Source organism: Ottowia flava (genome assembly GCF_008017535.1).
Taxonomy (GTDB): domain Bacteria; phylum Pseudomonadota; class Gammaproteobacteria; order Burkholderiales; family Burkholderiaceae_C; genus Ottowia; species Ottowia flava.
The window spans coordinates 14,122-35,636 of sequence record NZ_VRUA01000011.1; the positions used below are offsets into that span (position 1 = coordinate 14,122).

25 protein-coding genes are annotated in these 21,515 nt (G+C 68.3%); 8 read left to right on the forward strand and 17 right to left on the reverse strand.

Annotated elements, in window-relative coordinates; translation table 11 throughout:
* The first annotated feature begins 52 nt into the window (after positions 1 to 52).
* On the forward strand, positions 53 to 808 hold the full coding sequence (locus FVQ98_RS12060) for a zf-TFIIB domain-containing protein (RefSeq protein ID WP_147913696.1): 756 nt from the start codon (positions 53 to 55) through the stop codon (positions 806 to 808).
* A gap of 15 nt (positions 809 to 823) precedes the next feature.
* Here the strand turns inward: FVQ98_RS12060 and FVQ98_RS12065 are convergent, their stop codons facing one another.
* The 3 genes from FVQ98_RS12065 to FVQ98_RS12075 are packed head-to-tail and all read right to left on the reverse strand — an operon-like array spanning position 824 to position 2,208.
* Complete coding sequence (locus FVQ98_RS12065) at positions 824 to 1,693, reverse strand: DUF6920 family protein (protein ID WP_222707601.1); 870 nt, start codon at positions 1,691 to 1,693, stop codon at positions 824 to 826.
* 16 nt (positions 1,694 to 1,709) lie between these two features.
* Positions 1,710 to 1,925, reverse strand: a complete 216-nt coding sequence (locus tag FVQ98_RS12070) for a hypothetical protein (protein ID WP_147913697.1) — start codon at positions 1,923 to 1,925, stop codon at positions 1,710 to 1,712.
* Positions 1,915 to 2,208: a hypothetical protein gene (locus tag FVQ98_RS12075; RefSeq protein ID WP_147913698.1), complete on the reverse strand. Its 294-nt coding sequence runs from the start codon at positions 2,206 to 2,208 to the stop codon at positions 1,915 to 1,917. The genes FVQ98_RS12070 and FVQ98_RS12075 overlap by 11 nt, the downstream gene beginning before the upstream one ends.
* 162 nt (positions 2,209 to 2,370) lie before the next feature.
* Here FVQ98_RS12075 and FVQ98_RS12080 point away from each other — a divergent pair, with 162 nt between their 5' ends.
* Complete coding sequence (locus FVQ98_RS12080; protein ID WP_147913699.1) at positions 2,371 to 3,114, forward strand: response regulator; 744 nt, start codon at positions 2,371 to 2,373, stop codon at positions 3,112 to 3,114.
* Positions 3,111 to 4,415 carry a sensor histidine kinase gene (locus FVQ98_RS12085; RefSeq protein ID WP_147913700.1) on the forward strand — a complete coding sequence of 435 codons (1,305 nt, stop codon included), beginning with the start codon at positions 3,111 to 3,113 and terminating at the stop codon, positions 4,413 to 4,415. The genes FVQ98_RS12080 and FVQ98_RS12085 overlap by 4 nt, the downstream gene beginning before the upstream one ends.
* Positions 4,416 to 4,443: 28 nt before the next feature.
* Here the strand turns inward: FVQ98_RS12085 and fahA are convergent, their stop codons facing one another.
* The 7 genes from fahA to FVQ98_RS12120 form a co-directional block, all read right to left on the reverse strand.
* Positions 4,444 to 5,772: a fumarylacetoacetase gene (gene fahA, locus FVQ98_RS12090; RefSeq protein WP_147913701.1), complete on the reverse strand. Its 1,329-nt coding sequence runs from the start codon at positions 5,770 to 5,772 to the stop codon at positions 4,444 to 4,446.
* A 76-nt stretch (positions 5,773 to 5,848) separates the two neighbouring features.
* Positions 5,849 to 6,652: a cyclase family protein gene (locus tag FVQ98_RS12095; RefSeq protein WP_147913702.1), complete on the reverse strand. Its 804-nt coding sequence runs from the start codon at positions 6,650 to 6,652 to the stop codon at positions 5,849 to 5,851.
* A gap of 26 nt (positions 6,653 to 6,678) precedes the next feature.
* Complete coding sequence (locus tag FVQ98_RS12100; RefSeq protein ID WP_147913703.1) at positions 6,679 to 7,725, reverse strand: SMP-30/gluconolactonase/LRE family protein; 1,047 nt, start codon at positions 7,723 to 7,725, stop codon at positions 6,679 to 6,681.
* A 1-nt stretch (position 7,726) separates the two neighbouring features.
* Entirely contained in the window at positions 7,727 to 9,058 is a 1,332-nt protein-coding gene (locus FVQ98_RS12105; protein WP_147913704.1) for a TRAP transporter large permease, read from the reverse strand.
* Positions 9,055 to 9,630, reverse strand: a complete 576-nt coding sequence (locus tag FVQ98_RS12110; protein ID WP_147913705.1) for a TRAP transporter small permease subunit — start codon at positions 9,628 to 9,630, stop codon at positions 9,055 to 9,057. Before FVQ98_RS12110 ends, FVQ98_RS12105 begins: the two co-directional genes overlap by 4 nt.
* Before the next feature lie 22 nt (positions 9,631 to 9,652).
* Positions 9,653 to 10,717, reverse strand: a complete 1,065-nt coding sequence (locus tag FVQ98_RS12115) for a C4-dicarboxylate TRAP transporter substrate-binding protein (RefSeq protein ID WP_187265715.1) — start codon at positions 10,715 to 10,717, stop codon at positions 9,653 to 9,655.
* Positions 10,718 to 10,740: 23 nt separating this feature from the next.
* Positions 10,741 to 11,418, reverse strand: a complete 678-nt coding sequence (locus FVQ98_RS12120; protein ID WP_255507755.1) for a TetR family transcriptional regulator — start codon at positions 11,416 to 11,418, stop codon at positions 10,741 to 10,743.
* A 107-nt stretch (positions 11,419 to 11,525) separates the two neighbouring features.
* Here FVQ98_RS12120 and FVQ98_RS12125 point away from each other — a divergent pair, with 107 nt between their 5' ends.
* Together FVQ98_RS12125 and FVQ98_RS12130 are read left to right on the forward strand one after the other, a co-directional pair.
* Positions 11,526 to 13,625, forward strand: coding sequence for an acetoacetate--CoA ligase (locus FVQ98_RS12125; RefSeq protein WP_147913707.1), 2,100 nt, complete (start codon positions 11,526 to 11,528; stop codon positions 13,623 to 13,625).
* 4 nt (positions 13,626 to 13,629) lie between these two features.
* Positions 13,630 to 14,058 (forward strand): hypothetical protein, encoded by a 429-nt coding sequence (locus tag FVQ98_RS12130; RefSeq protein ID WP_147913708.1) that lies wholly within the window; start codon positions 13,630 to 13,632, stop codon positions 14,056 to 14,058.
* 27 nt (positions 14,059 to 14,085) lie between these two features.
* Here FVQ98_RS12130 and FVQ98_RS19685 read toward each other — a convergent pair whose 3' ends face one another.
* Positions 14,086 to 14,259, reverse strand: coding sequence for a hypothetical protein (locus FVQ98_RS19685; protein ID WP_187265716.1), 174 nt, complete (start codon positions 14,257 to 14,259; stop codon positions 14,086 to 14,088).
* A gap of 286 nt (positions 14,260 to 14,545) precedes the next feature.
* Between FVQ98_RS19685 and FVQ98_RS12135 the strand changes: the two genes are divergently transcribed.
* On the forward strand, positions 14,546 to 15,370 hold the full coding sequence (locus FVQ98_RS12135) for a glycine zipper 2TM domain-containing protein (protein ID WP_147913709.1): 825 nt from the start codon (positions 14,546 to 14,548) through the stop codon (positions 15,368 to 15,370).
* 174 nt (positions 15,371 to 15,544) lie between these two features.
* Here FVQ98_RS12135 and FVQ98_RS12140 read toward each other — a convergent pair whose 3' ends face one another.
* From FVQ98_RS12140 to FVQ98_RS12155, 4 genes are all read right to left on the reverse strand, one after another.
* Complete coding sequence (locus FVQ98_RS12140; protein WP_147913710.1) at positions 15,545 to 15,862, reverse strand: chaperone modulator CbpM; 318 nt, start codon at positions 15,860 to 15,862, stop codon at positions 15,545 to 15,547.
* A gap of 33 nt (positions 15,863 to 15,895) precedes the next feature.
* Entirely contained in the window at positions 15,896 to 16,903 is a 1,008-nt protein-coding gene (locus tag FVQ98_RS12145; protein ID WP_147913711.1) for a DnaJ C-terminal domain-containing protein, read from the reverse strand.
* Between the two features lie 130 nt (positions 16,904 to 17,033).
* Positions 17,034 to 17,942 carry a DMT family transporter gene (locus FVQ98_RS12150; RefSeq protein WP_147913712.1) on the reverse strand — a complete coding sequence of 303 codons (909 nt, stop codon included), beginning with the start codon at positions 17,940 to 17,942 and terminating at the stop codon, positions 17,034 to 17,036.
* A gap of 70 nt (positions 17,943 to 18,012) precedes the next feature.
* Positions 18,013 to 18,522 (reverse strand): flavin reductase family protein, encoded by a 510-nt coding sequence (locus FVQ98_RS12155; RefSeq protein ID WP_147913713.1) that lies wholly within the window; start codon positions 18,520 to 18,522, stop codon positions 18,013 to 18,015.
* Positions 18,523 to 18,642: 120 nt separating this feature from the next.
* Between FVQ98_RS12155 and FVQ98_RS12160 the strand changes: the two genes are divergently transcribed.
* A complete protein-coding gene (locus FVQ98_RS12160; RefSeq protein ID WP_147913714.1) occupies positions 18,643 to 19,440 on the forward strand; it encodes an alpha/beta fold hydrolase in 798 nt (265 codons plus the stop codon).
* Between the two features lie 134 nt (positions 19,441 to 19,574).
* On the opposite strand, the gene FVQ98_RS12165 is transcribed toward FVQ98_RS12160, so the two are convergent.
* Both FVQ98_RS12165 and FVQ98_RS12170 read right to left on the reverse strand, forming a co-directional pair.
* The gene (locus tag FVQ98_RS12165; protein ID WP_147913715.1) at positions 19,575 to 19,997 is read right to left on the reverse strand and encodes a universal stress protein; all 423 of its coding nucleotides are present in this window, start codon (positions 19,995 to 19,997) and stop codon (positions 19,575 to 19,577) included.
* 93 nt (positions 19,998 to 20,090) lie between these two features.
* Positions 20,091 to 20,972, reverse strand: a complete 882-nt coding sequence (locus FVQ98_RS12170; RefSeq protein ID WP_147913716.1) for a metallophosphoesterase — start codon at positions 20,970 to 20,972, stop codon at positions 20,091 to 20,093.
* Positions 20,973 to 21,207: 235 nt separating this feature from the next.
* Between FVQ98_RS12170 and FVQ98_RS12175 the strand changes: the two genes are divergently transcribed.
* Positions 21,208 to 21,396: a hypothetical protein gene (locus FVQ98_RS12175; protein ID WP_147913717.1), complete on the forward strand. Its 189-nt coding sequence runs from the start codon at positions 21,208 to 21,210 to the stop codon at positions 21,394 to 21,396.
* Positions 21,397 to 21,515 lie beyond the last annotated feature (119 nt).

Genomic DNA, 21,515 nt, shown 5'->3' on the forward strand with positions numbered 1-21,515 from the left:
GGTAGCAAACGGGCCGGGCAATGGTAAGCGCCCTGCGCTAGCATGCCGCAACATGCCCGAACGCCTTGCCGCCAACCCGACGCCTTGCCCGTCCTGCCGCTCGCCCATGCAGGCGTTCACCGTCCAAAGCCACGTCGGCATGAATCTTGAGCTCGATCTGTGTCACGCGTGCCACGGCATCTGGTTCGACGACAACGAAAACCTGCGCATGTCGCCGCAAGGCGTGGTCGACCTGTTTCGCCATCTGCATGAGCACCGCAATGACCCGCACGCGCCGCTGGCCCAGCGCATGAACTGCCCGCGCTGCCGCCGCACACTGGCGGAAGGGGTTGACGTCGTCAAGAGCGGGCGTTACTTCACGCACCGCTGCCCGGAAAAGCACGGCCGCTTCACCACCTTCTCGTCCTTCATGATCGAGAAGGGCTTCGTGCGCCAGCTGACCGCACCGGAGATCAGCGATCTGGCCGAGCGGGTGAAGGTGATCCACTGCACCAGCTGTGGGGCGCCCGTCGATCTGCGGCAGAACCACGCCTGCCCTTACTGCCGCTCAGCCCTTTCGCTGCTCGACCCCACCGCCGTGGCGCGCGCCCTGAACAGCTACGGCCAAAAGGCACAGCGCACCGAGGAGAGCCCGCGCCCGACCGATCTGGCGGACGCACTGGTCACGATCGAGCGCGACCGCGAGCGCGCCAAGCGCGAGGAGCAGAAGGAACGCTGGTCGGGCAACCGGCCAGACCCGACTGCCGAGATCGCGGGTGATCTCTGGTCTGCCGGACTCGATCTCGTGTGGCGGGTGCTGACGCGCTAGCCGCCCTGCACCCGGTCAGCGGTACGCGACCTCGGTCACCCTACCCCGCCAGAACGGGTAGGTCTTGCCGTCCGCCATGCGCGAGATGGTGAAGGCCATCGGAATGAGCATGCCGCCATGCGGCTGGTAGTTGTCGCGCAGCACGTGCTCGCCAGAGCCGTGGTAGGGCGTGTTCAGGTCCCCATCCTCCTCCGCGTGGAAGCTTTCCAGCAGACCGTCCTCGCGAAAGGTGGCGACCAGCGTCGCAGCCAGCCCGCCCGCGGTGACGCGTGCGCGGGCACGGCGGTCGTCGATCGGCTCCCAGGTGACCGGCCCGCCGGGCAGCAGGGCCACCGGGTACAGCGGGCTTTCCAGCAGCCAGCGCCGCAGGGAAATCCGGTTCAGCTCGGGGGAGGACATCTCGTCCAACACGGCAAACGCAGACATCACCTTGGCCTTCATCGTCATCTCGCCCTCGGCGTACGCGTCGTAGGCCCGCGCCCACACCAGGCTGGGAATGACCCAGGTGGTGGCGTCAAAGAGCATCGCGGGCGCGCCGGTGGCGATCACCTGCCGTGCCGTGGTGGGGTTGAACGCATGGGTCTTGGGCCGGCGGAAGTCACCGGATTCCGTGACCTCGATGCGCGTGTGCGCGACCGGCGCCGGCACCGCAAGGCGCAGGTAGCGTGCGACCGGCGGGGGCAACCCGTCCAGCGAGGCCAGCGCAGGTGGCGCCTGCCGGCTGGCCTGCGCGATGACGCGCGCGGCCTCGGCCTGGATCTCGCGGTCGGTGCGGCTGGCGGCAAAGCTCAGCGCGGCGCCGACCAGCATCAAACCGCCGGCTGCGGCCCATGCCAGGCGCTTGAAGGCGCGAGCGGTACCTCTCGGTTGTGGGGAAACGGTCATCGGATTCACCTTCATGTCAAACGGTCACGGTGCACTGCGGGAGCGCCACCAGGTGGCTGGTGGGCAGTGGCTGGGCGTTGGCCTTGGCCAGCACGCCCGGCGGTGGTGCGGGCGGCAAGGGCACCCATCCGTGCGGCGCCGCCGCCAGAGCGGCAGACCACCGGACCAGCGCCCACGCACGCCGGAGCGCACGCCAGCCCAGGCGGCCCACCGGCATGGCCTCAGCCGGCATCGCCGCGTTGGGGGCGACGTTGCGGCGCTGCCAGGCGTTCGGTCTTGGCCTGCCCTGGCTCCAGCACCGCTTGCGTCGGCGCGGGCACTTCACCCGCCAGCGGTCGCTGACTGCGCGCCTTGGCCTGAACCGCGTCGCGCGTTGTCGACGTCGATGTTGTGTGCGTCAGCCCCTTTTCCTGGAACAAGGGCATTTCGCCTGCGGCGGGGGTCGCACTCTGGGCCGCTGCGTTGGCGCAGAACACGGCAAGGGCGATGGCAGCAGAGGTGGTCGGGATGTGCATGTCAAGCTCCTTTCGCTTGGTGGTTGGCAACGACGCCATTGCACCGGCACCGAGCCAAAAAAAGATGTCCGACGCGTGCCTTCCGTGTACCGCTGCGTGTCGGTCAAGCCAGCGGACAAACTGCGATACAAAATGCCGCGGCCACTGCCTACACTGCAGCCCATGGATTCCCTGGACCACATCGCCGTGGTGGACGACGACCCCACGATCCGCCAGTTGCTGGCAGAACAGCTGGAACGCCAGGGCTTTCGCGTGAGCGCGCTGCCTTCGGGGCGTGCGCTGCGTGCGGCGCTGGCGCAGTCGCCGGTCGACCTGATCGTGCTCGACGTCATGCTGCCGGGCGAAGACGGCCTGGCGATCCTGCAGTCGTTGCGCGCCTCGCCACATGCCGCCATCCCCATCGTGCTGCTGACCGCGCTGGGCGACGACGTCGACCGGATCATCGGCCTGGAGATGGGCGCGGACGACTACGTCCCCAAGCCGTTCACGCCGCGCGAACTGGTCGCGCGCATTCGCTCGGTGCTGCGCCGTGCGCGCATGCTCCCGCCGGGCCAGGCACCCCAGCGCGCGCAGCGCTACGCGCGCTTCGGGCAATGGCACCTGGACATCGTCGAGCGACTGCTGCTCGGCGAACGTGGCGTGGCCGTCCCCCTGAACGGCGCCGAGTTCGGGTTGCTGCGCTTTCTGCTCGACCACCCGCAGCACATCGTCACGCGCGACCAGCTGCTTGTGCACCTGGCCGGGCGCGACGCTGATGCGTTCGACCGCTCGATCGATCTGCGCGTGTCGCGCCTGCGCAAACGCCTGGGCGACGACGCCAAGGAGCCGCACTACATCAAGACCGTGCGCAACGAAGGCTACGTGCTGGCCAAGGAAGTGCACTGGAGCGACGAGGTGGGCCCGTGAAGACGCCGGGCGATTCGCTTCGCCTGCGGCTGCTGGTCATCCTGGTGGGCAGCCTGGCGGCGATGCAGGTGTTCAGCTTTGGCGCCGTGGGCGTATCGCGCGGCTTCGAGGCGCGGCACTTGGCCAACGCGCAGACCGCGCAGGACGTGCGCTGGCTGCACGCGCGCCTGCAACCGCTTTCACCCGACGAGCGCGCGGCACAGTTGCCCGATCTGCGGCGTGGCAGCTACCGACTGGCCCTCTGGCCAACGTCCGCAGCGCTGCCTCGGTCGACCGGCGGCGATCTGGTGGCGCTGAGGCAGGCGGTACAAGCACAGGTCGGCACCCATGTCGCGGTGTCGGCCACGTCGGAGCAAGCGCATCCCGCACTGGCCTTGCCGCTGGACGCGACGCAGCGCCTGGCCATCGTGTTCGACGCGCCCTTGCCCAGCACACGGCCTGCGCTGTGGCAGGTGCTGCTGTATGCCGCGCTGGTGGTGGCGCTGGTGTCCTTGCTCGCGCTGTGGGCCGTGGCCGCCGTCAGCCGGCCGCTGGAGCGGCTCACCTTTGCGGGACGCCGCATGGTGGCCAACATCGCCAACGCGCCGCCGCTGGCGGAGGTCGGCCCAGCCGAAGTCCGCACGCTGGCCACCAGCCTGAACACCATGCAGCGCGCCGTGCAGGCGCAGTTGCGTGAGCGCACCTTTATGCTGGGCGCCATCGCGCACGATCTGAAGACGCCACTCACGCGGCTCAAGTTGCGGCTGGCCGACCTGCCTGCCGACGCACCCACCCAGGCCATGCAGTCCGATGCCGACGCCATGGACGGCCTGATCAACGAAGGCCTGGCGTATGCCCGCAGTGCACAGCTGCGTGAGCAGCGCCTGCCGGTCGATCTGGTGGCGCTGGTCGAGGCGCTCGTCGACCAGTCGGTCGACCTCGCACAGCCGGTCGAATTGGCGCCGACCCGAGAGCCGATCGTGATCACCGGTGCACCGCGCGCGCTGACGCGCATGCTGCAGAACCTGGTGGACAACGCGCTGCGCTACGGCGGCAGCGCCGAGGTCAGCTTACACGCAGCCCCCGACTGGGCGCGCATCGAGGTGGCCGATCGCGGCCCGGGCATTCCTTCTCAGGACCACGACCGGATGTTTGAACCCTTCGTGCGCGGCGAAGCCTCGCGCGACCGCAGCCTGGGTGGTACGGGGCTCGGTCTTGCCATCGCGCGCAACATCGCCACCGCGCACGGCGGTCAGGTACGTTTGAAGGCGCGCGAAGGCGGCGGCCTGGTGGCGCAGATCACCTTGCCACGACCGCGCTGACGCGGCGCAGCCGCGCAAGGGAGCTTGATCAATCCGCGAGGGCGGGCAGGACCGTACCCCGGCAGCTGCCAAAGCCGATGCGTGCGGCGCCGGGCTTTTCACACCAGCCGCTCAGGATGACGGCGTCGCCGTCCTGCAGAAAAGTGCGCTGCTCGCCGGTGCCTGCCAGCGTGATGGGCTGCGTGCCCCCCACGCTGAGTTCGACGATGGCGCCGGCCTCGGCGTGCGTCGGTCCGCTGATGGTGCCGGTGCCGCACAGGTCACCTGCCTGCAGGTTGCAGCCGCCGACCGTGTGCTGCGTGAGCATCTGCGCGATGGTCCAGTACTGGTGGTGAAAGCTGGTGCGCGACACCTCGGCCGCGGGCAGGCCATGGGCACGGTGCTGCGCGCTTTCGATGCCGACCGACAACTGCACATCCACGCCGCCGGCAGCCCGGTTGGCGGCGCCGTCCAGATAGGCCAGCGGCTGTGGGTCGCCCTCGGGCCGCTCGAACGGCACACGGTACGGCACCAGCGCATCCATCGTGACGATCCAGGGCGAGATGCTGGTGCAGAAGTTCTTGCCCAGGAAAGGGCCCAGCGGCGCCATCTCCCAGAACTGGTGGTCGCGCGCCGACCAGTCGTTGAGTAGGCACATGCCGAAGATGTGCTGCTCGGCAGCGTCCAGTTTGACCGGCTGGCCCATGGCGTTGCCGGGCCCGATGAAAAAACCCATCTCCAGCTCGTAATCGAGTCGTGTGCAGGGCGTGTACACGGGTGCGGCAGCGCCCGGCGGCATGGCCTGGCCGTGCGGGCGATGAAAGTCGGTGCCGCTGACCACCACGCTGCTCGCACGCCCGTGGTAGGCGATGGGCAGCCACTGGAAGTTGGGCGTGAGCGGGCGATCCGGAAACAGCAGCTTGCCGACGTTCACCGCGTGGTGCAGCGAGGTGTAGAAGTCGGTGTAGTCGCCCAGGCGTGTGGGCAGCGCATGTTCGACGTCGGTCAACGGGATGAGGCAGCCGGCCACGGCCTGCTGGACAGCCGGCGGCGCGTCGTCGCGCAGCGCGTTGAAAAGCGCGTGCCGCAGTGCGCGCCAGGTCGCGGGGCCGGCCGCCATGAAGGCGTTGAGCGCGGGCTGCGCGGCCAGCGCCAAAGCCTGCGCGGCGTCGCCCGTCAGCACGCTCCTGCCGTGCAATGCGGCCAGGTCCAGCGCCTGATCGCCAATGGCGACGGCGCCGCGCAGCGCCTCCTGACTGCCGCGGCGGCGCACCACGCCAAAGGGCAGGTTCTGGATCGGGAAGTCCGCGCCCGGCGCCTGGGCCGAAGCCAGCCAGCTGCGCGCGGCAGGGTCGTGGGAGAAGTCGAGTTCCGTCATGATTGCTCTGTTTTCAGGAGCTGTTCGCGCAGATCCATCTAAGGCCACAGGTCATTTTCTTTCATAAAAACGCCGGTCAGGTCGCCTGCAAGGCCTCGTCGAAGATGGCCACCGCGCGTGTCCAGCCCGCCGAGGCGCCGCGGATCTTGTGCGGAAAGCACGAGATGGTGAACCCGTTGGCGGGCAGCGCCTCCAGGTTGTGCAGCTTCTCCAGATGGCAGTAGCCGATGTCGCGCCCGGCCTTGTGGCCTTCCCAGATCAGCCCGGCGTCCTTCGATTCGGCGTACTTCTGGGCGGTGTAGACGAAAGGCGCGTCCCAACTCCAGGCGTCGGTACCGGTCAAGCGCACGCCGCGCTCAAGCAGGTACATGGTCGCGTCATAGCCCATGCCGCAGCCTGCAGCCACGTAGTCGTTGTGGCCGTAGCGACTGCCCGCGCGCGTGTTGACGACGACGATCTCGAGCGGCTCCAGTTCGTGGCCGATGCGCTTCAGCTCGGCCTCGACGTCCTGCGCCGTGACGACGTAGCCGTCGGCGAAATGGCGGAAGTCGAGCTTCACGCCGGGTTGGAAGCACCACTCCAGCGGCACCTCGTCGATGGTCCAGGCCGCCTTCTTGTCGCCCAGCGCCTTGTCCATCGTGCTATGGAAATGGTAGGGCGCGTCCAGGTGCGTGCCGTTGTGGGTGGACAGCTGGATCATCTCGACCGCCCAGACTTCGCCGTCAGGCAGGTCTTCCTGCTTCAGGCCAGGAAAGAAGGGCGCCATCTGCTCGAACGAGTTCTGGTGATTGAAATACTCGATCTTGGGCGCGAACGCCGGCGGGTCGGAAATGACGTCGTTTTCGAGGTAGATCGACAGGTCAACAAACTGGCGGGGCATCGTGGGTTCTCCTTGTGCGTGGGAAGTCAGGCGCGCCAATGCACCATGGGCAGGCCGGCAACGGGCGAGCGGAAGTACGGAATCGTGGTGCCCATCAGGCTGCCGATGTAGACGGTGCGCAGATCCGGCCCACCAAAGGTGACGCTGGCCATCCACGGCGCCAGCGTGCCGCGCGCCTTCATCATGTCGTCGGCCGTGAGCGTGCCGGCGGCCATGCGGTCCAGCAGGTTTTGCGACGCCACAGGGTCACCATCGTCCAGCAGCATGCGCTGGTCGCCCTGCGGTGTCAGCGCGATCAGCTGATCCACCATGACCAGCGTGCACCACAGGTTGCCGAAGCTGTCGAAGGCGATGCCATCCGGAAAGCCGCCCAGGCGCTGCGGGCCGAAGACCTCGCGGTCGGTCAGCGCGACCCCGCCCGCGCCTTCCTGCACGCGCATGCGCGTGATGTGCGGGCCGGTGGTTTCGACGATGTAGAGCCACTCTTCGCGCGCGTCGAAGCGGATCTCGTTGGTGAAGAAAAAACCGTCGGCCACCACGCGCAGTACGCCGCCTTCCAGCACCGCGATGAAGCCGTCGCGCACGCGCGAGCTGGCCGCCGTGGTCCACGGATTGACGCGGGTCGACACGGTGATCCATACGCGGTCCTTCGAATCGCGCAGCACGAAGTTGACCTTGCCGATGGGCTGCCCGTCAATCTGGTCGACCAGCGTGCGCGTGTCGCCGTCGCGCGTCATCAGCTCCAGGCAGTCGGTGCCGAAGTTGCTGATCAGCAGGTCGCCATTGGCCGCGAACGCTAGGCCATTGGGCAGGGTGCCGGTGGTGAACTTGTGCTCCAGCTCGTCGCTGGTGGCCGCAGCGGCACTTTCAAAACGCGCATCACTGCGCTGCCCAATGAAGCGCTGGCTGCCGTCGGCCGCGATGCGCATCACGCCGCCGCGCGCGTCGGCGGACCAGAGCGTGCCGTCTGGCTCAGCCAGGATGCATTCGGGCCGCTGCAGATCGTGGCCGATGGTGCGGATCTGCGCACGGTCCACGGTGAAGCCGTCCAAGGGGTTGGTCAATGAAGTCATGTCAGCCTCCAGGGGCTTTGAGCAGCACGAGGCTGATCTGGGGCACGAAGATGAGCAGCAGCAGCACTGCGAACATCATCAGCGTGAATGGCAGCGTGCCGCGGAAGATGTCGCCCAGGCTGATGCGCGAATCCTGCAGCGTGCTCTTGATGACGTACACCGACAGGCCGAACGGCGGAGTCAGCAAACCGATCTCGACCGCCACCACGGTGACAACGCCGAACCAGATCAGGTTCATGCCGAACTGCTCGGCGATGGGCAGCATCAGCGGCAGCACGATCAGCAGGATCGACGACGAGTCGATGATCATGCCCAGCGCAATCACCAGCGCCACGTAGATGATCAAGAAGCCGGTCGGACCCAGGCCCATCTGCGTCATGTGCTCGACCATGAACTGCGGCATGCCCGACATGGCCAGCATGCGCGTGTAGATGGTGGCGCAGATGATCAGAAAGCTCACCGACACGGTGACGTGGCCGGTTTCGGTCAGCACGCTCCACAGTGAGCGCAAATTGAGCTTGCGGCGCGCCAGCACGATGACCAGGGCGATGGCCGCGCCCACCGCGCCGGCCTCGGTCGCGGTGAAGAAGCCCGCGTACAGACCACCCAGCACGGCGACAATCAGCACCACGCTGGGCAGCAGCTTCATCACCAGCGTGCCGACGGGCAGCAACTCGGCATCGACCGCGCGCGCGCCTTCGCCATTGACGTAGACGCTGCGCGGCCACAGCGTCGCCATCAGCACGATGCCGACGGCGTAGGCCAACGCCAGCACCAGCCCCGGCACGATGCCAGCGGTGAACAGGTCGCCCACGGACTGGTTGGCCAGGAAACCGTACAGGATCATCAGCAGGCTGGGCGGGATCAGCATGCCCAGCACCGACGAACCCGCCACCACGCCCACGGCAAAGCGCGGGTTGTAGCCAAAGCGCAGCATCTCCGGCACCGCCACGCGCGTGAACACCGCCGCCGACGCGATCGAGATGCCGGTGATCGCCGCGAACACCGCGTTGGACGCCACGGTGGCAATGCCCAGGCCGCCGCGCAGCCGCCGCAGCAGCTGGTTGGCAACCTCGAACGCGTCCTTGCCGACGTCGGCTATGGCGACCAGAAAGCCGGTCAGCACGAACAGCGGCACGACGCCGAAGATGTGGCTGGCAATGGCATCCTGACTGGCCGTGGCCAGCAGGTTGGCGGCCACGCTCACGTCGCCACGGATCAGCCAGACGCCCACGAAGGACACGATGCCCAGCACCACGGCCACGTGCATGCCGGCCCAGATCAGCACCAGCATCAACAGCAGAGACAGGCTGGCGACGGTGATCGCGCTCATGCGGGCCTCCCTCGGCTGCGCGCACGCGCCACGTCCATCCAGGCCAGCAGAACGAAAGTGATCAGCGTGGCGCTGATGCCGACCAGCATGATCAAGCGCACCGGCCAGACTGGCGCGGTGAAGTCGCCCACGGCACCCACGTATTCCTGAATGCGGATCGACTCGACCAAGGGCTCCCACGCCGCCCACAGGATGACGGCCATCAGCCCCGCGCCTGCGAGGTGGAACACCGCTTGCAGCACATCGGCCGCCCACGGCGTGGTGCGCTTGAGACGGTCGAGCAGCACGTCGGCGCGTGTCATGCGGCCCGTGGCCAGGGTGTCGGCCAGTTGCAGAAACACGATGCCGACGATCGACAGCGACACCAGTTCGGTCACGCCGCGCACCGGCGTGCCGAGCAGGTCCCTGCCGAGCACGTCGGTGTTGATCAGCACCATGAGCGCCACGATCCACAGCGTGCCCAGCGCGTTCAGCGCCTGGGTCAGTCGCTGGAACCCGCCGGGCATGGGCCGGCGGTAAGAGTCCTGCGGCGCAGCCGGTTCGGGCGCGTCCGGCAGCGGATTGCCTTCCATCAGAAAACCTCGGCCTGCGCGCTTACTTGACCGCCCAGTCGCGTGCGGGTTGGGCGCCGGCTTTCTTCAGCCCATTCATGTAGCCGTTCAGCACCTGGTCGCCCGGCATGCCCTTGCCCTGCAAATCGGCGGCCCAGGTCTTGGCGATGGGCGGCAACGTGGTGGCCCAGCGGGTGCGCTCGGCAGGCGTGAGTTCGCTCACCTTGGCGCCCGCGTCGGCCATCTTCCTGAGCAGGCCGTCGGCGGCCTCGGCCTGCGCGGCGGCAAAGCGCTTGCCGTATTCGGCAGAGACTTCACGGAAGACCTTCTGCACTTCCGGCGGCAGCTTGTCGAAGCGCGACTTGTTCATGGCCAACGCACCCGCGAACTGTGAGCCGAAGTTGACCTTAGTGATGTAGGGCGCGACCTCATGCACCTTGGCGCCCCAGGCGCCGGTGGCGAAGGTGATCACGCCGTTGGACACGCCCGACTTGATGTCTTCGTAGTACGTGTTCAGGTTACCGGCCACGGCGACGGCGCCGGTGTCTTTGATCCAGTTGGCAGCGGGGCCGGGCGCGGTGATCTTCTTGCCCTTGAGGTCGTCGACCGACTTGATGGGGAAATTGGTCCAGATGTGGTAGCTGTCGAGCGCGGTGCCGGCCAGGCTGACCAAGCCGTTTTTCGTCCACGCCTGGCCCATCGCTGGAATGCTGGTCTGCATGTCGTTGACCACGCCGGCCACGGTGCCAATGTCGCTGGTGCCGAACGGCGCGTAGTAGCTCACGTTCTGCATCGGGAACTTGGGCGCTTCGAAGATCGTGCTGACAAAGCCGAGATCGGCCACGCCGTCCGAGATGCCTTTCGATTCAGAGCCGATCTTGATCAGCGTGCCGCCCCAGGCCTTGGTCCATTCGATCTTGTGCTTGCCACCGGCCGCCAGGGGCTTGTCCACCTCGGGGATGAAGTACTCGTCGATCAGCTTGACCCACAGGAACACCGGCGGATGGCCAGCGGCGGCGGTCAGGCGGATGGTCTGCTGGGCTTGCGCGGGCAAGGCGGTCGCGGTCAGGGCGCACAGCGCGGCGGTGGCAAGCAGTCGGCGTTTCATGGTTTTTTGTCTCCAGGTGGGCATCAGCGTTGGGAAAGCGGGGCTTTGAGCGCGGCATCAATGCCTGCGGTCATGAAGTCGATCAAAAGCGGCGCGGCGGCTGGGTCGTGCGGCGCGTTCTCACCATGGGACAGGCGCTGCACGCGGTGGTCCATGATGTGGTGCAGCAGCGCCCCCATGGCGAACTGGTAGGCCCACGCAACCTGGGCGCGCGGCACGTCGGGGCGCAGCGTGTGCAGTGCGTCGATGAAGGCGTGCGCCATCGGGTCGAAGTACTCGGCCAGCACGCGGTCGGCGTCGGGCGTGCGGTAGGCCAGTTCGCGCGCGACCAGCATCGCGTAGTACTCGCCCTCGGCGCTGGCGCGCAGGGCCAACACGGGGTCGACAAAGGCCTGCACGATGCGGCGCAGCGTCGGGCGTTTGCGGTCGGTGGTGGCCTCGCGCAGCAGAGCCAGGCGTGCGTCGATGGTCGGGCTCCAGCGCTCGAACGCGGCGTGGAACAGCTCGTGTTTGGCGCCAAAGTAGTAGCCCACCAACGCCAGCGGCACCTCGGCCTCGGCGGCGATCTGGCGCAATGACACGGCGTGATAGCCCTGCTCGGCAAACAACTTCTCGGCGGCCAGCAGGATCGCCTGACGACGGTCCGGCCGCGCGGCACCGCGCGGTGTGCGGCTGCGGGGGCGGACAGCAGGGGTGGTCATGACCGGCATTGGACGTTTGTCCAACTTAATTGGACAGTCGTACAAACCCTAGGGTTTGCCCCGGTGCTGACCGCGCCACGGGCACGCGGCTGGGCCAATAATGGGGCATGAGCCAAGCCCCCGCCTCCTCCGCCCGCATCCCCGAGATCCGCCGCTTTCAGGATTGGCTGCGCGATACGCGCGGCCTGAGCTTCGACGACTACCACTCGCTCTGGGCCTGGTCGACGACAGAGCTGGACGCCTTTTGGCAAAGCATCTGGGACTATTTCAAGATGGCTTCGCCGACGCCACACGCCGGCGTGCTGGCCCGGAACGCCATGCCGGGCGGGGTGTGGTTCCCCGGCGCGCAGGTGAACTACGCGCGCCAGGTGATGCGCCACGTGGCGCCAGCCGACGCGGCAGGCGTGGCGGCCATCATCAGCGACAACGAGAAGGGCCAGGTGCGCACCCTGAGCTGGCCGGAATTGCAGCGCCAGGTCGCCTCCCTCGCGCTGCACCTGCGCGCGCAGGGCGTGCAGCCGGGCGACCGCGTGGCGGCGTACCTGCCCAACATCCCCGAGACCATGGTCGCCTTCCTGGCCGTGGCCAGCCTGGGCGCGGTGTGGAGCGTGTGCGCGCCGGACATGGGCACCAGCGCCGTGCTGGACCGCTTCAAGCAGATCGAGCCCAAAGTGCTGATCGCCTGCGACGGCGTGACGTGGGCGGGCCGCGACATCGACCGCCTGAGCGTGCTGGCCGAGCTGCGCGCCGGCTTGCCGACCGTGCAGCACGTGGTGTTGCAGCGCAACCTCGGCACTACAGAAACAGTAGCTGACTGCGCAGATTTCTCTAGCGCTGCAGCCCGAAATGATGCAGAAACTGCAGCGTTTGAAGCGGCCTGGCTGCCGTTCGACCACCCGCTGTGGGTGGTGTATTCCAGCGGCACCACCGGCCTGCCAAAGCCCATCGTGCACGGCCACGGCGGCATGATTTTGGTGATGCAGATGCTGGGCGTGCTGCACAACGACATCGGCTGCAGCTACGACCCGATGACACTGGGCGAGCGCTACCACTGGTACAGCTCGACCGGCTGGGTGATGTGGAACGCCCAGCTGGCCGGCCTGCTGGCCGGCACCACCGTCGTGATCTACGACGGCAGCCCCGGCGGCCCCAAGGACGCGCCGGACTGGACGGTGCTGTGGCGCTTTGCCGCGCGCCACCAGGTCAGCTTCTTCGGCGCGGGCGCCGCGTTCTACGCCGGCTGCATGAAGGCGGGCGTCGATTTGTCGACCTGCGGCGACTTGAGCCGCATCCGCGCGCTGGGCAGCACCGGCTCGCCGCTGGCGCCCGACGTGCAGACCTGGGGCAACGAGCAGTTCCGGCGCATCGCCCAATCGCCCGAGCAGCAGGACATGTGGTGGGCCAACATCTCCGGCGGCACCGACTTCTGCGGCGCCTTCATCGGCGGCCACCGCGAACTGCCGCAGCGCCCCGGCGTCATGCAGTGCCGCCAACTGGGTGCCGCGGTGGAAGCCTGGAACGACGCGGGCGAGCCCGTGGTCGGCCAGGTGGGCGAACTGGTGTGCGTGCAGCCCATTCCGTCGATGCCGCTGTACCTGGTGGGCGACACCGACGGCGCGCGCTACAGGGCCAGCTATTTCGAGATGTACCCGCCCGGCCATGGCCGAAAGCCCGGCGGCGGCGACCTGGGCCCCGAGTCCGGCAGCGTCTGGCGCCATGGCGACTGGCTCAAGATCGGTGACGACGAGGGCCAGGGCGAATGGTGCGTGATCTACGGCCGCAGCGACGCCACCATCAACCGCCACGGCCTGCGCATGGGCACGAGCGAGATCTACAGCGCGGTCGAGGGCATCCCTGAAGTGCTGGATTCGATGGTGGTCGACCTGGAATACCTGGGCCGCGAAAGCTACATGCCGCTGTTCGTGGTGCTGCGCCCCGGCGTCACGTTGGACGACGCGCTGCGCCAACGCCTGGCCGGCGCCATCCGCACCGCGCTGTCGCCGCGCTTCGTGCCGGACGATGTGTTCCAGGTCAGCGAGATCCCGCGCACGCTTTCCGGCAAGAAGCAGGAGCTGCCGATCAAGAAGCTGCTGCTCGGCCAGCCACTGGACAAGGTCGTCAACCGCGAAGCCATGGCCAACCCGGCCTCGCTGGCCTGGTACCAAGAATTCGCGCAGGCGCACCTGTCGCGCCAGCCCGGCGCCTGAGCCCGTGCACCCCAGCCGCCGCCTGTACCGCTGGTCCGTCTTTGGCGCCCTGCCTGGCGGCCTGTGGATGGCGTTCGAGCTGTACGGCCTGACCCTGCGCGGGCCGCAGCCGCTGTTCCATTGGGCTATCGACCACCTGCTGCCACTGGTGCTGGTGGTGTGGCTGGCCATCCCCATCGGCGCGGCCTGCCTGTTCCAGACCCTGTGGGGCCTGACCTCGCCGGACTACCGCGCGCGCCTGGCCATGCCGCAGCACGCGCTGGCCACCATCGCCCTGGCCATGACCGCCCAGGCCGCGGCGCTGATGACCTATTCCAACTGGTCCGACACCGGCCTGCGCGTGCCGGTCTGCGTGGTGGGCCTGGCGCTGACCGCGCTGGCACTGCGGGCCGTGTGGCGGTTTGTGGTGCCCAAGCTGCCGCCCGAGGCTTGATCGGCGGGAGGGACTCAGGGTTTGTGATCAGCCTGCGTACCGCGCCAACCGCTCCTCGATCCACGGCCCGAACACCTTGCCGACCTTGGCGTAACCGCCGGGTGTCAGGTGGATTTCGTTCACCCAGTCGCCCGACACGCCGCTGCTGCCGGGTACGGCAGGCTCCAGCCCCGCCACGCCCGCGGTGTCGAACAGATGCACACCGCCTGCGCAGCCAGCATGCCTTGGCCACGGGCTGCGTGCAATGGCCCGTCGGCGCGGCGGGCAAAACGGCGGCTCCCCAAAAAAAACATGAAATCTGGCATCAGCCTTAGATACACCTGCGCAAGTCGCTATGGTTTTTGACCACCCTGAACCGCGCTGCGACCGGTCTGCGACTTGGTATCCGGGGTGTAAAGTAGGTCAGCCCGGGGGCACATTCGGGCGTTTTCAGAGGGAAGGCGGCCCACAATGGGGCCGCTCTGTCTTCTTTTTTGAGGATCCCAAGATGAAAAGCTCTACGTCTTCTGCCTTCGCTGTGCGCCTGGCCGTGCTGGCGGCGCTGGGCGTGGCGGCCACGGCGGCGCAAGCGCAGTCGATGGTGAATGCGCGCGTGCTGGGTGCCCAGCCCGTGGTGGAACAGGTGCCGGTACAGGACTGCAGGCCGTACGGCCGCCCCACCAGCGGTGCGGGTGCCGGCGTGGGTGCGGTGACCGGCGGGCTGATCGGCAGCCAGATCGGCAAGGGCAACGGCCACATCGCCGGCGCCATTCTGGGCGCCATCGGTGGCGCCATCCTGGGCAACACGGCCGAGGCCTACAACAACGGCTATGGCAACTGCGGCACGGGCTACAGCCAGCGCGTGACGGGCTACGACGTGACCTACGAGTACAACGGCCGCCAGTACCAGACGCGCACGGCGCAGGCGCCGGGCCAGTGGCTACAGGTGCCCAACCCGGAGGGCGGCTATTACAACCAGCCGAACTACGGTTACAACGACGGCGCGCAAACCTACCCGGTGCAACCCGCGCCGGTGGCGACGTACCCGGTGCCGCCGGCGTATTCGTCTTACCCCTCGGGGGGCGAGGTGGCGCAGCCGGGTTACGACGCGGGCTATTACCCGCAGCAGCCGGTCTACCCCGCGCCTTATCCGCAGCCCTACCCGCAAGCGTTCCCGCAGCCTTACCCGTACGCCGCCCCGGTGTACCAGAGCTATCCGGCGCCGGTGTACGTGCGGCCGGCCCCGCGCTACGTGGCGCCGGTGGGTGTCAACCTGTCGATCGGTGGCCGCATTGGCCGCCACGGCGGGGTGGGCGTCGGCTTCGGGTACTGAGCGACCCCGCACCGGCGGCATCGGCCCGGCGCCGATGCGCTCCTGTAAACATAGCTGCCCGCGCAGATCTCTCTAGCGCGGGCAGTCTTTTTTGTGCTCAAAAAAGCTTTGGGCGCGACCGTACACGGCCTGTCGCCCCGGCGGCGTGCGCCGTTCGGGCGCGGGTGCCGCGCCTCAGATCAGTTCGCGCAGCCGGCGGCGCAGATCGGCCACCTCTTCCATCAAGTCCACCGTCAGTGCGGCGAGTTGCGGGTCGGCTTCAAAGGTCTGCTCCAGGTCAGCCAGACGGCGGGCGCGCACGACGGTGGTGCTGGCAAAACGCCACTCGGTCGCGGCGCGGCCGACGCTGGGCGCCAGCACGCCGGATTCGACGCGGGTGAGCACCCATTCGGTGGTGACGCGGCAGGTGCGCGCCAACGTGGGCAGGTCAAGCGCGGCGTCGTCGAGCAACTCGACCAGTTCGGCAGGAATCGCAATGGGTTGGGAAGCCATGGGGTTCGGTCTCCGTAATCCAGGGGTCGGCGCTTAGGCGCTGCGGGGGTTGAAGCCGGGGTAGGCGTCGCGCAAGGCGGCCCAGGCGGCCTTTTGCGCGTCGGTCACGGCGCTGGGCACGGCGATTTCCAGCTCCAGGTACAAGTCGCCCGGCGCAGTCGACGAGGGGATGCCGCGCCCCTTCAGCCGCAGCTTGCGCCCGCTGCCCGAACCGGCGGGCACGGTCACTTCGACCGTCGCGCCGTCGGGCGTGGTGACTTCCACGCCGCCGCCGATGGCCGCTTCCCACGGGCTGATGCGCACGCGCTGGGTCACGTCGCGGCCGTCCACACGGTAACGCGGGTCGGCGCGGAACTGCACTTCCAGCATCAAGTCGCCCGCCGGGCCGCCGTTGTAGCCAGCGCCGCCCTGGCCGGCCAGGCGGATCATCTGCCCTTCCTTGACGCCCTTGGGAATCTTGACTTCCAGCGTGCGGTCTTCCGGCACCACGTTCCCGGCGTCGTCCAGCTTGGCGCCGCGCAGGTTGATGTGGCGCTCGGCACCCTTGTAGGCGTCGATCAAATCGAGCTCGATGCGCGCGTGGCGGTCTTCGCCGCGCATCTGCGCCTGCGCACGGCCGGACGCGCGCCGGCCGCCGCCTCCGCCGCCGTGCGCGCGGCCGAACATCTGTTCGAAGAACTCGCTGTAGTCACCGTCGTCCCCGCCGCTGAAATGCGCCCGGAAACCGTCCGCGCCACCGCCACCGCCCGGCTCGCCGTAGGTGTAGCCGCTGTTCCAGCCCGGCGGCGGGCGCACGTCGTCGCCCGACCGCGCACCGGCCGCCCAGGCCTGCGCGCCCACGGTGTCGTAGGCGGAGCGCTTTTCGGGGTCGGACAACACGGTGTTGGCCTCGTTAACCTCGGCCATGCGTTCGGCGGCGTCGGCTTCCTTGCTGACGTCGGGGTGGTATTTGCGGGCCAGCTTGCGGAAGGCCTTCTTGATCTCGTCCTGGGTGGCCGACTTGTCGACGCCCAGGATCTGGTAGTAGTCCTTGAATTGCATGGATGTGCTGCGGTGGGTGGCTGCGGCGACAGGCCTTGCGGCCTGCCCGATCCCGGCCATATGGGGGCGCCGGGCGTGATTTACAACTACTGTAGTGCACTTGGGCCGCCGGCCCGTGCCGGCGCAGGCGTCAAGCGCGCGTCGGTGCCCGCCGATTGACCAGCACGATGCCCAGCGCCACCAGCGTCAGCGCCGCCACCAGGCTGCCGGTGATCGGCTCGCGCAGCCACAGCGCGCCAGCGGCCAGGGCGAACAGCGGCGTCAGGAACACGAACACCGAAATTTTGGTGGCCGGGTAATGCGCCAGCAGCCACATCCACACCAGGTAGCTGGCAAAGGCGCCGATCAGCGTCTGCAACGCCAGCGACGTGGCGGCAAAGTGGGACCACTGCCAGTTCCACGCCTCGCCCAGCGCCAGTGAGAGCAGCGGCAGGCCGATCGCCGCCACGATCACCTGGTAGAACAGCATTTTTTCGGGCGACAGGCGCGCCAGCGTGGTGGCACGGATGGTGACGGTGGTCAGCCCCCACAGCGCGCCCGCGGCCAGGCCGAGCAGGTCACCGCGCCAGGTCAGCCCCGCGCCGCCGTGGGTAAAGCCTTCGCGCAGCGCAAAGGCCACGCCGGCAAAGGCACAGGCCAGGCCAACCCATTGCACCGGGCGCAGGCGCTCAGCCGGCACCAGCAGCGGCAAGATCAGCGCCACCCAGAACGGCGAGGTGTACAGAAACACGGTGAGCCGCGACGCCGTGGTGTATTGCAGCCCCAGGTACATGGCGGCAAATTCGGCCGCGAACAATACGCCCGCCAGCAGGCCGGCGCCCAGGCTGCCGTCGCGCTCAAACAGCTTCACGCCGCGCCAGGCGCAACAGACCAGCAGCAGCGCGGCGGCGCCCACGAAGCGCACCGCTGCCTGGAACACCGGCGCCAATTCCGGCAACGTGGCCTTGACCAGCACCTGCTGTACACCCCAGAACAGGCAGCAGGCCAGCAGGATGGTGCCGGCGCGGGTGTCGAGATGGTCTTTGCGCTCGGTCGTCATCGGCGGGTGTAAAAAAGAGGCGGGTGGGGCGCGGCGACGAGCACGCCCGCGCCATCGACCAGCAGGCGGTTCACAGCGCCTGCTCAGCGAAGAACTTGCCGCCGTGGAAGATCAGCGGCTCGGCGTCGGTGCGGTGGGTACAGCGCTCGACCCGACCGATGAACAGCTCGTGGTCGCCCTCGGTCTGGTGGCTGTGGTTGGCACATTCGAAGTGCGCCAGCGCGTCAGCGATCAGCGGCACCCCGTCCACGCCGGGCCGCCAGTCGACACCGGCCCAGCGATCGCCCGACGACGACGCAAAACGCAAGGCCAGCGCATGCTGGTCGGCCGCCAGCACGTTGATGGCGTAGTGCGACGCACGGCAGAAGGTCGGCAGCGAGTGGGACCGCAGGCTCAGGCTCCAGACGATCAACGGCGGGTGCATGGACACCGAATTGAAGGAATTGACCGTCAGGCCCGCCAGTTCGCCCGCTTCGCCGCGCACGGTGACGATGGTCACGCCGGTCGCGAACATGCCCATGGCGCCGCGAAATTGGCGCGAGCTGGGTTCTGGAGGGCTGTGCGGGTGCGGGGAAAGCATAGGCGGCGCGCATGCGGCAGCGCACATGCTCGCCACGGATCATAGCGAGGGCGCAGTGCTGGCATGGTCGCCAGGGTGATCGCGCGCGGCGTCCGCCAGCGCTGGGCTTACGATAGCCGCATGCCCGCTCTTCCCACGTTTTCCATGCTGGGGCACGGCCCCACGGTGCTGATGCTGCACGGCTCGGGCGGCGGCTTTCGCGCCTTCGCGCCCCAGGTCGAAGCGCTGGCCAGTCTCGGTTTCCGTGGCGTGGCCTGGAACATGCCCGGCTACGGCCTCAGCACGCCGGTCGAGCCCTACAGCTTCATGGCGCTGGCCGCCAGCTGCGTGCACCTGATCGAAGTGCTGATGGCCGAGTCACCCCGCCAGAGCGTCGCCCTGGTCGGCCACGGCATGGGCGGCATGCTGGCGCAGGAAGTCGCGGTGCGCCGGCCCGATCTGGTGCGCCAGCTGGTGCTGGTGGCCACCGCGCCGGCCGTGCTGCCGGGCGACGCCTACGACCAGCACATCGCCCAGGGCCTGCGCTGGCTGGACGAGGGCAAGTCGATGGACGCCATCGCCGACACGCTGCTGCCGCGCCTGGTCAGCCCCGGCGCTCTGCCTGAAGGGGTGCAGCTGGCGACCTTCTGCCAGGCACAGGGTCACGCCGCCATCTGGCGGCGCGCGCTCGAGGCGATGCGCGGCTTCGACCGCCGCAGCGCGCTGGCGCAGATCGCCGCGCCCACGCTGCTGGTGGCGGGCGAACACGACCGCGTGGCGCCGCCCGCCACGCTGGCGGCGATGGCCCACGCCCTGCCCGGCGCGCGCAGCGTCACCCTGCCCGGCGCCGGCCACCTGCCGCACCTGGAGCAGCCGGACGCGTTCGACGAGCTGCTGATCGACTTTCTGCGCACGGCGCGGGCACGGCCGCTGCATTAGCGCAGCGGGGTATTTGCTATGTTTTAGGTAGCTTGTCGCGCAGGTGGCTGTAGGGCCAGAGGCCAAAATGACATAAAAAAGCGCCTGGCAGGCAGGCGCTTTCCACTGAGGCCCGCTGCGCAGGCCCGGCACGATCAACGCACCAACAGCACCGGCACTTCGCAACCGGCCAGCACCTTGGTGGCGACGGACCCCATGACCAGATTGCCAAGGGCGCTGTTGCCGTGCGAGCCCATCATCAGCAGGTCGAATTGACCGGCGCCTGCGAACTTGGCGATGGTTTCGCCCGCCTGGCCCACCTTGGAGACCGCCTTGACCTGCATGCCGTGGCGACCCAGGAACTTGACCACCGGGTCCAGGATCTTGGCCGATTCTTCGGCGTAATAGCTGTCCACGGCCTCCTTGCCAACCGCTGCGCGGGCACGCGGCGGCAGGGCGGGCATCACGGTCAGCGCGGTGAATTCGGCCGCGCCCGAGATGAAATCCTCGTGCGTGGTCAGGTAAGCCAACATCTTCTTGGTGTAGTTGCTGCCGTCGACGGCCAGTAGGACCTTCATGCGCTCTCCTCAACGATCAAAATGGAAACGATGGTTAACACTCACACTACCGTCCGAGTCTAAGCCCAGCCTCAGGTTCCGCGGTGCGTCAAATCAAGGGACTGCGCGATCGGCCGCTGTCAGTGGAGCATCGTTCAGAACCCGCTCGACCGGCAGCGTTAGGGTGGGCAGAAACGCCGCCTGTTCGCCCTTGCTGGCGTAGCCCAGCGGGTTGGCCACCACGCGACAGCGCCCGACGCGGTAGTCCAGCGCGCAGTGCAGGTGGCCGTGCAGCCACAAATCGGCCTGTAGCAACCATTCGTCCAGCGCGTTGCAGAAACCCGCCGTGCCGGGCGTCAGGCCGTAGCGCGGGTCGGCGCTGCGCAGGCTCGGCGCGAAGTGGGTGATGACCACCGTCGGCCCCGCGTCGTACGGCTCGGCCAGCGCTGCGCGCAGCCAATCCTGGCAAACCAGGGCCTGTTCGCGCATCTCCTCGGCCAGGAACGGCAGGCCAGCGCGCGTGGTCGCCGCCATGCGCAGGTAGTGGTTGGCGGCGCGGAAGGCCTTTTCGCGCGCCGTAAGCTGGGCCGTCAGGCTGGCGGTGGGGCCGCGCGGCGCCAGCGCGTCGAAGTCCGTCCACAGCGTGGTGCCGACCAAGCGCACACCGTCCAGCACGCGGGTTTCGCGCTCCAGCCAGATCAGGCCCAGACGTTCCGCCGTTTCGCGCAGCCGCGCGTGGCTGTCATCGAAGTCGAGCGCGTCGTACTCGTGGTTGCCGGGCACGTAAACCACCGGCACCGGCCAGCCCGTGCCGTCGGCGTGGCGGGCAAACGGCGTCAGGCCGAAGTCCGGCACGCCGCGCGCCGTGAGCTGCGAGCCGCGCTGGTACGAGCCGATGTCGCCCGCCAGCACCAGCAGGTCGGCGCCTGGCGCAGGCGTCGGCACGAAGTCGGGTGATGTTTCAAGGTGCAGATCGGCCAGCAGCTGAATCTTCATGGCGGCGGTGCAGGCGGTGCAGCAGGGCAGGCGACAGTCGGAAAGCAACCATTGTTGCCCGAACGCGACGCGCTTTGGCCAAATGCCCCAGGCGCCCCCTGCGCCAACGCGGATTGGAGTGGGGAGTCTAGGGTAAACCCTAGTTTTTTCCGACGGCCTTGCCTAAAATGAAGGCATCGGCCAAAAGCCATCCACCCGCGGACCCGGCCAATCAACCGGACCACCGCACTTTGACATGTTGATCCGACTGATCCAACGCGCCCTGGCCCCTTCGGCCCAAGGCAACCTGCAACGCGCCACAGGCCATGGCAACTGCCACGCCACCCGCCTGATGGAAACCGCTGAAGCCAGCGCCGGCACCGATCCCCGCCGTGCCGCCGAGCTGCGCAGCGCCGCCCTCGCCTATCTGGGCGTGGTGCGCTAAAGCCTTCGCGGCTCCCGCTCCCCTTCAGCCTGAACCGCCCTCGGCGCCCGCACGGCGGCGTCAGGGCCGTGTTGACGCCGGCAGCGTCGGCTTCCATGATCGTCCCGGTCAACCTTGAT

Bases quoted from the DNA above. Each gene is read 5' to 3' on its own strand.
- FVQ98_RS12060 (WP_147913696.1), top strand. From the start codon at position 53: ATGCCCGAACGCCTTGCCGCCAACCCGACGCCTTGCCCGTCCTGCCGC.
- FVQ98_RS12065 (WP_222707601.1), bottom strand. From the start codon at position 1,693: ATGACCGTTTCCCCACAACCGAGAGGTACCGCTCGCGCCTTCAAGCGC.
- FVQ98_RS12070 (WP_147913697.1), bottom strand. From the start codon at position 1,925: ATGCCGGCTGAGGCCATGCCGGTGGGCCGCCTGGGCTGGCGTGCGCTC.
- FVQ98_RS12075 (WP_147913698.1), bottom strand. From the start codon at position 2,208: ATGCACATCCCGACCACCTCTGCTGCCATCGCCCTTGCCGTGTTCTGC.
- FVQ98_RS12080 (WP_147913699.1), top strand. From the start codon at position 2,371: ATGGATTCCCTGGACCACATCGCCGTGGTGGACGACGACCCCACGATC.
- fahA (WP_147913701.1), bottom strand. From the start codon at position 5,772: ATGACGGAACTCGACTTCTCCCACGACCCTGCCGCGCGCAGCTGGCTG.
- FVQ98_RS12095 (WP_147913702.1), bottom strand. From the start codon at position 6,652: ATGCCCCGCCAGTTTGTTGACCTGTCGATCTACCTCGAAAACGACGTC.
- FVQ98_RS12100 (WP_147913703.1), bottom strand. From the start codon at position 7,725: ATGACTTCATTGACCAACCCCTTGGACGGCTTCACCGTGGACCGTGCG.
- FVQ98_RS12105 (WP_147913704.1), bottom strand. From the start codon at position 9,058: ATGAGCGCGATCACCGTCGCCAGCCTGTCTCTGCTGTTGATGCTGGTG.
- FVQ98_RS12110 (WP_147913705.1), bottom strand. From the start codon at position 9,630: ATGGAAGGCAATCCGCTGCCGGACGCGCCCGAACCGGCTGCGCCGCAG.
- FVQ98_RS12115 (WP_187265715.1), bottom strand. From the start codon at position 10,717: ATGAAACGCCGACTGCTTGCCACCGCCGCGCTGTGCGCCCTGACCGCG.
- FVQ98_RS12120 (WP_255507755.1), bottom strand. From the start codon at position 11,418: ATGACCACCCCTGCTGTCCGCCCCCGCAGCCGCACACCGCGCGGTGCC.
- FVQ98_RS12125 (WP_147913707.1), top strand. From the start codon at position 11,526: ATGAGCCAAGCCCCCGCCTCCTCCGCCCGCATCCCCGAGATCCGCCGC.
- FVQ98_RS12135 (WP_147913709.1), top strand. From the start codon at position 14,546: ATGAAAAGCTCTACGTCTTCTGCCTTCGCTGTGCGCCTGGCCGTGCTG.
- FVQ98_RS12140 (WP_147913710.1), bottom strand. From the start codon at position 15,862: ATGGCTTCCCAACCCATTGCGATTCCTGCCGAACTGGTCGAGTTGCTC.
- FVQ98_RS12145 (WP_147913711.1), bottom strand. From the start codon at position 16,903: ATGCAATTCAAGGACTACTACCAGATCCTGGGCGTCGACAAGTCGGCC.
- FVQ98_RS12150 (WP_147913712.1), bottom strand. From the start codon at position 17,942: ATGACGACCGAGCGCAAAGACCATCTCGACACCCGCGCCGGCACCATC.
- FVQ98_RS12155 (WP_147913713.1), bottom strand. From the start codon at position 18,522: ATGCTTTCCCCGCACCCGCACAGCCCTCCAGAACCCAGCTCGCGCCAA.
- FVQ98_RS12160 (WP_147913714.1), top strand. From the start codon at position 18,643: ATGCCCGCTCTTCCCACGTTTTCCATGCTGGGGCACGGCCCCACGGTG.
- FVQ98_RS12165 (WP_147913715.1), bottom strand. From the start codon at position 19,997: ATGAAGGTCCTACTGGCCGTCGACGGCAGCAACTACACCAAGAAGATG.
- FVQ98_RS12170 (WP_147913716.1), bottom strand. From the start codon at position 20,972: ATGAAGATTCAGCTGCTGGCCGATCTGCACCTTGAAACATCACCCGAC.
- FVQ98_RS12175 (WP_147913717.1), top strand. From the start codon at position 21,208: ATGTTGATCCGACTGATCCAACGCGCCCTGGCCCCTTCGGCCCAAGGC.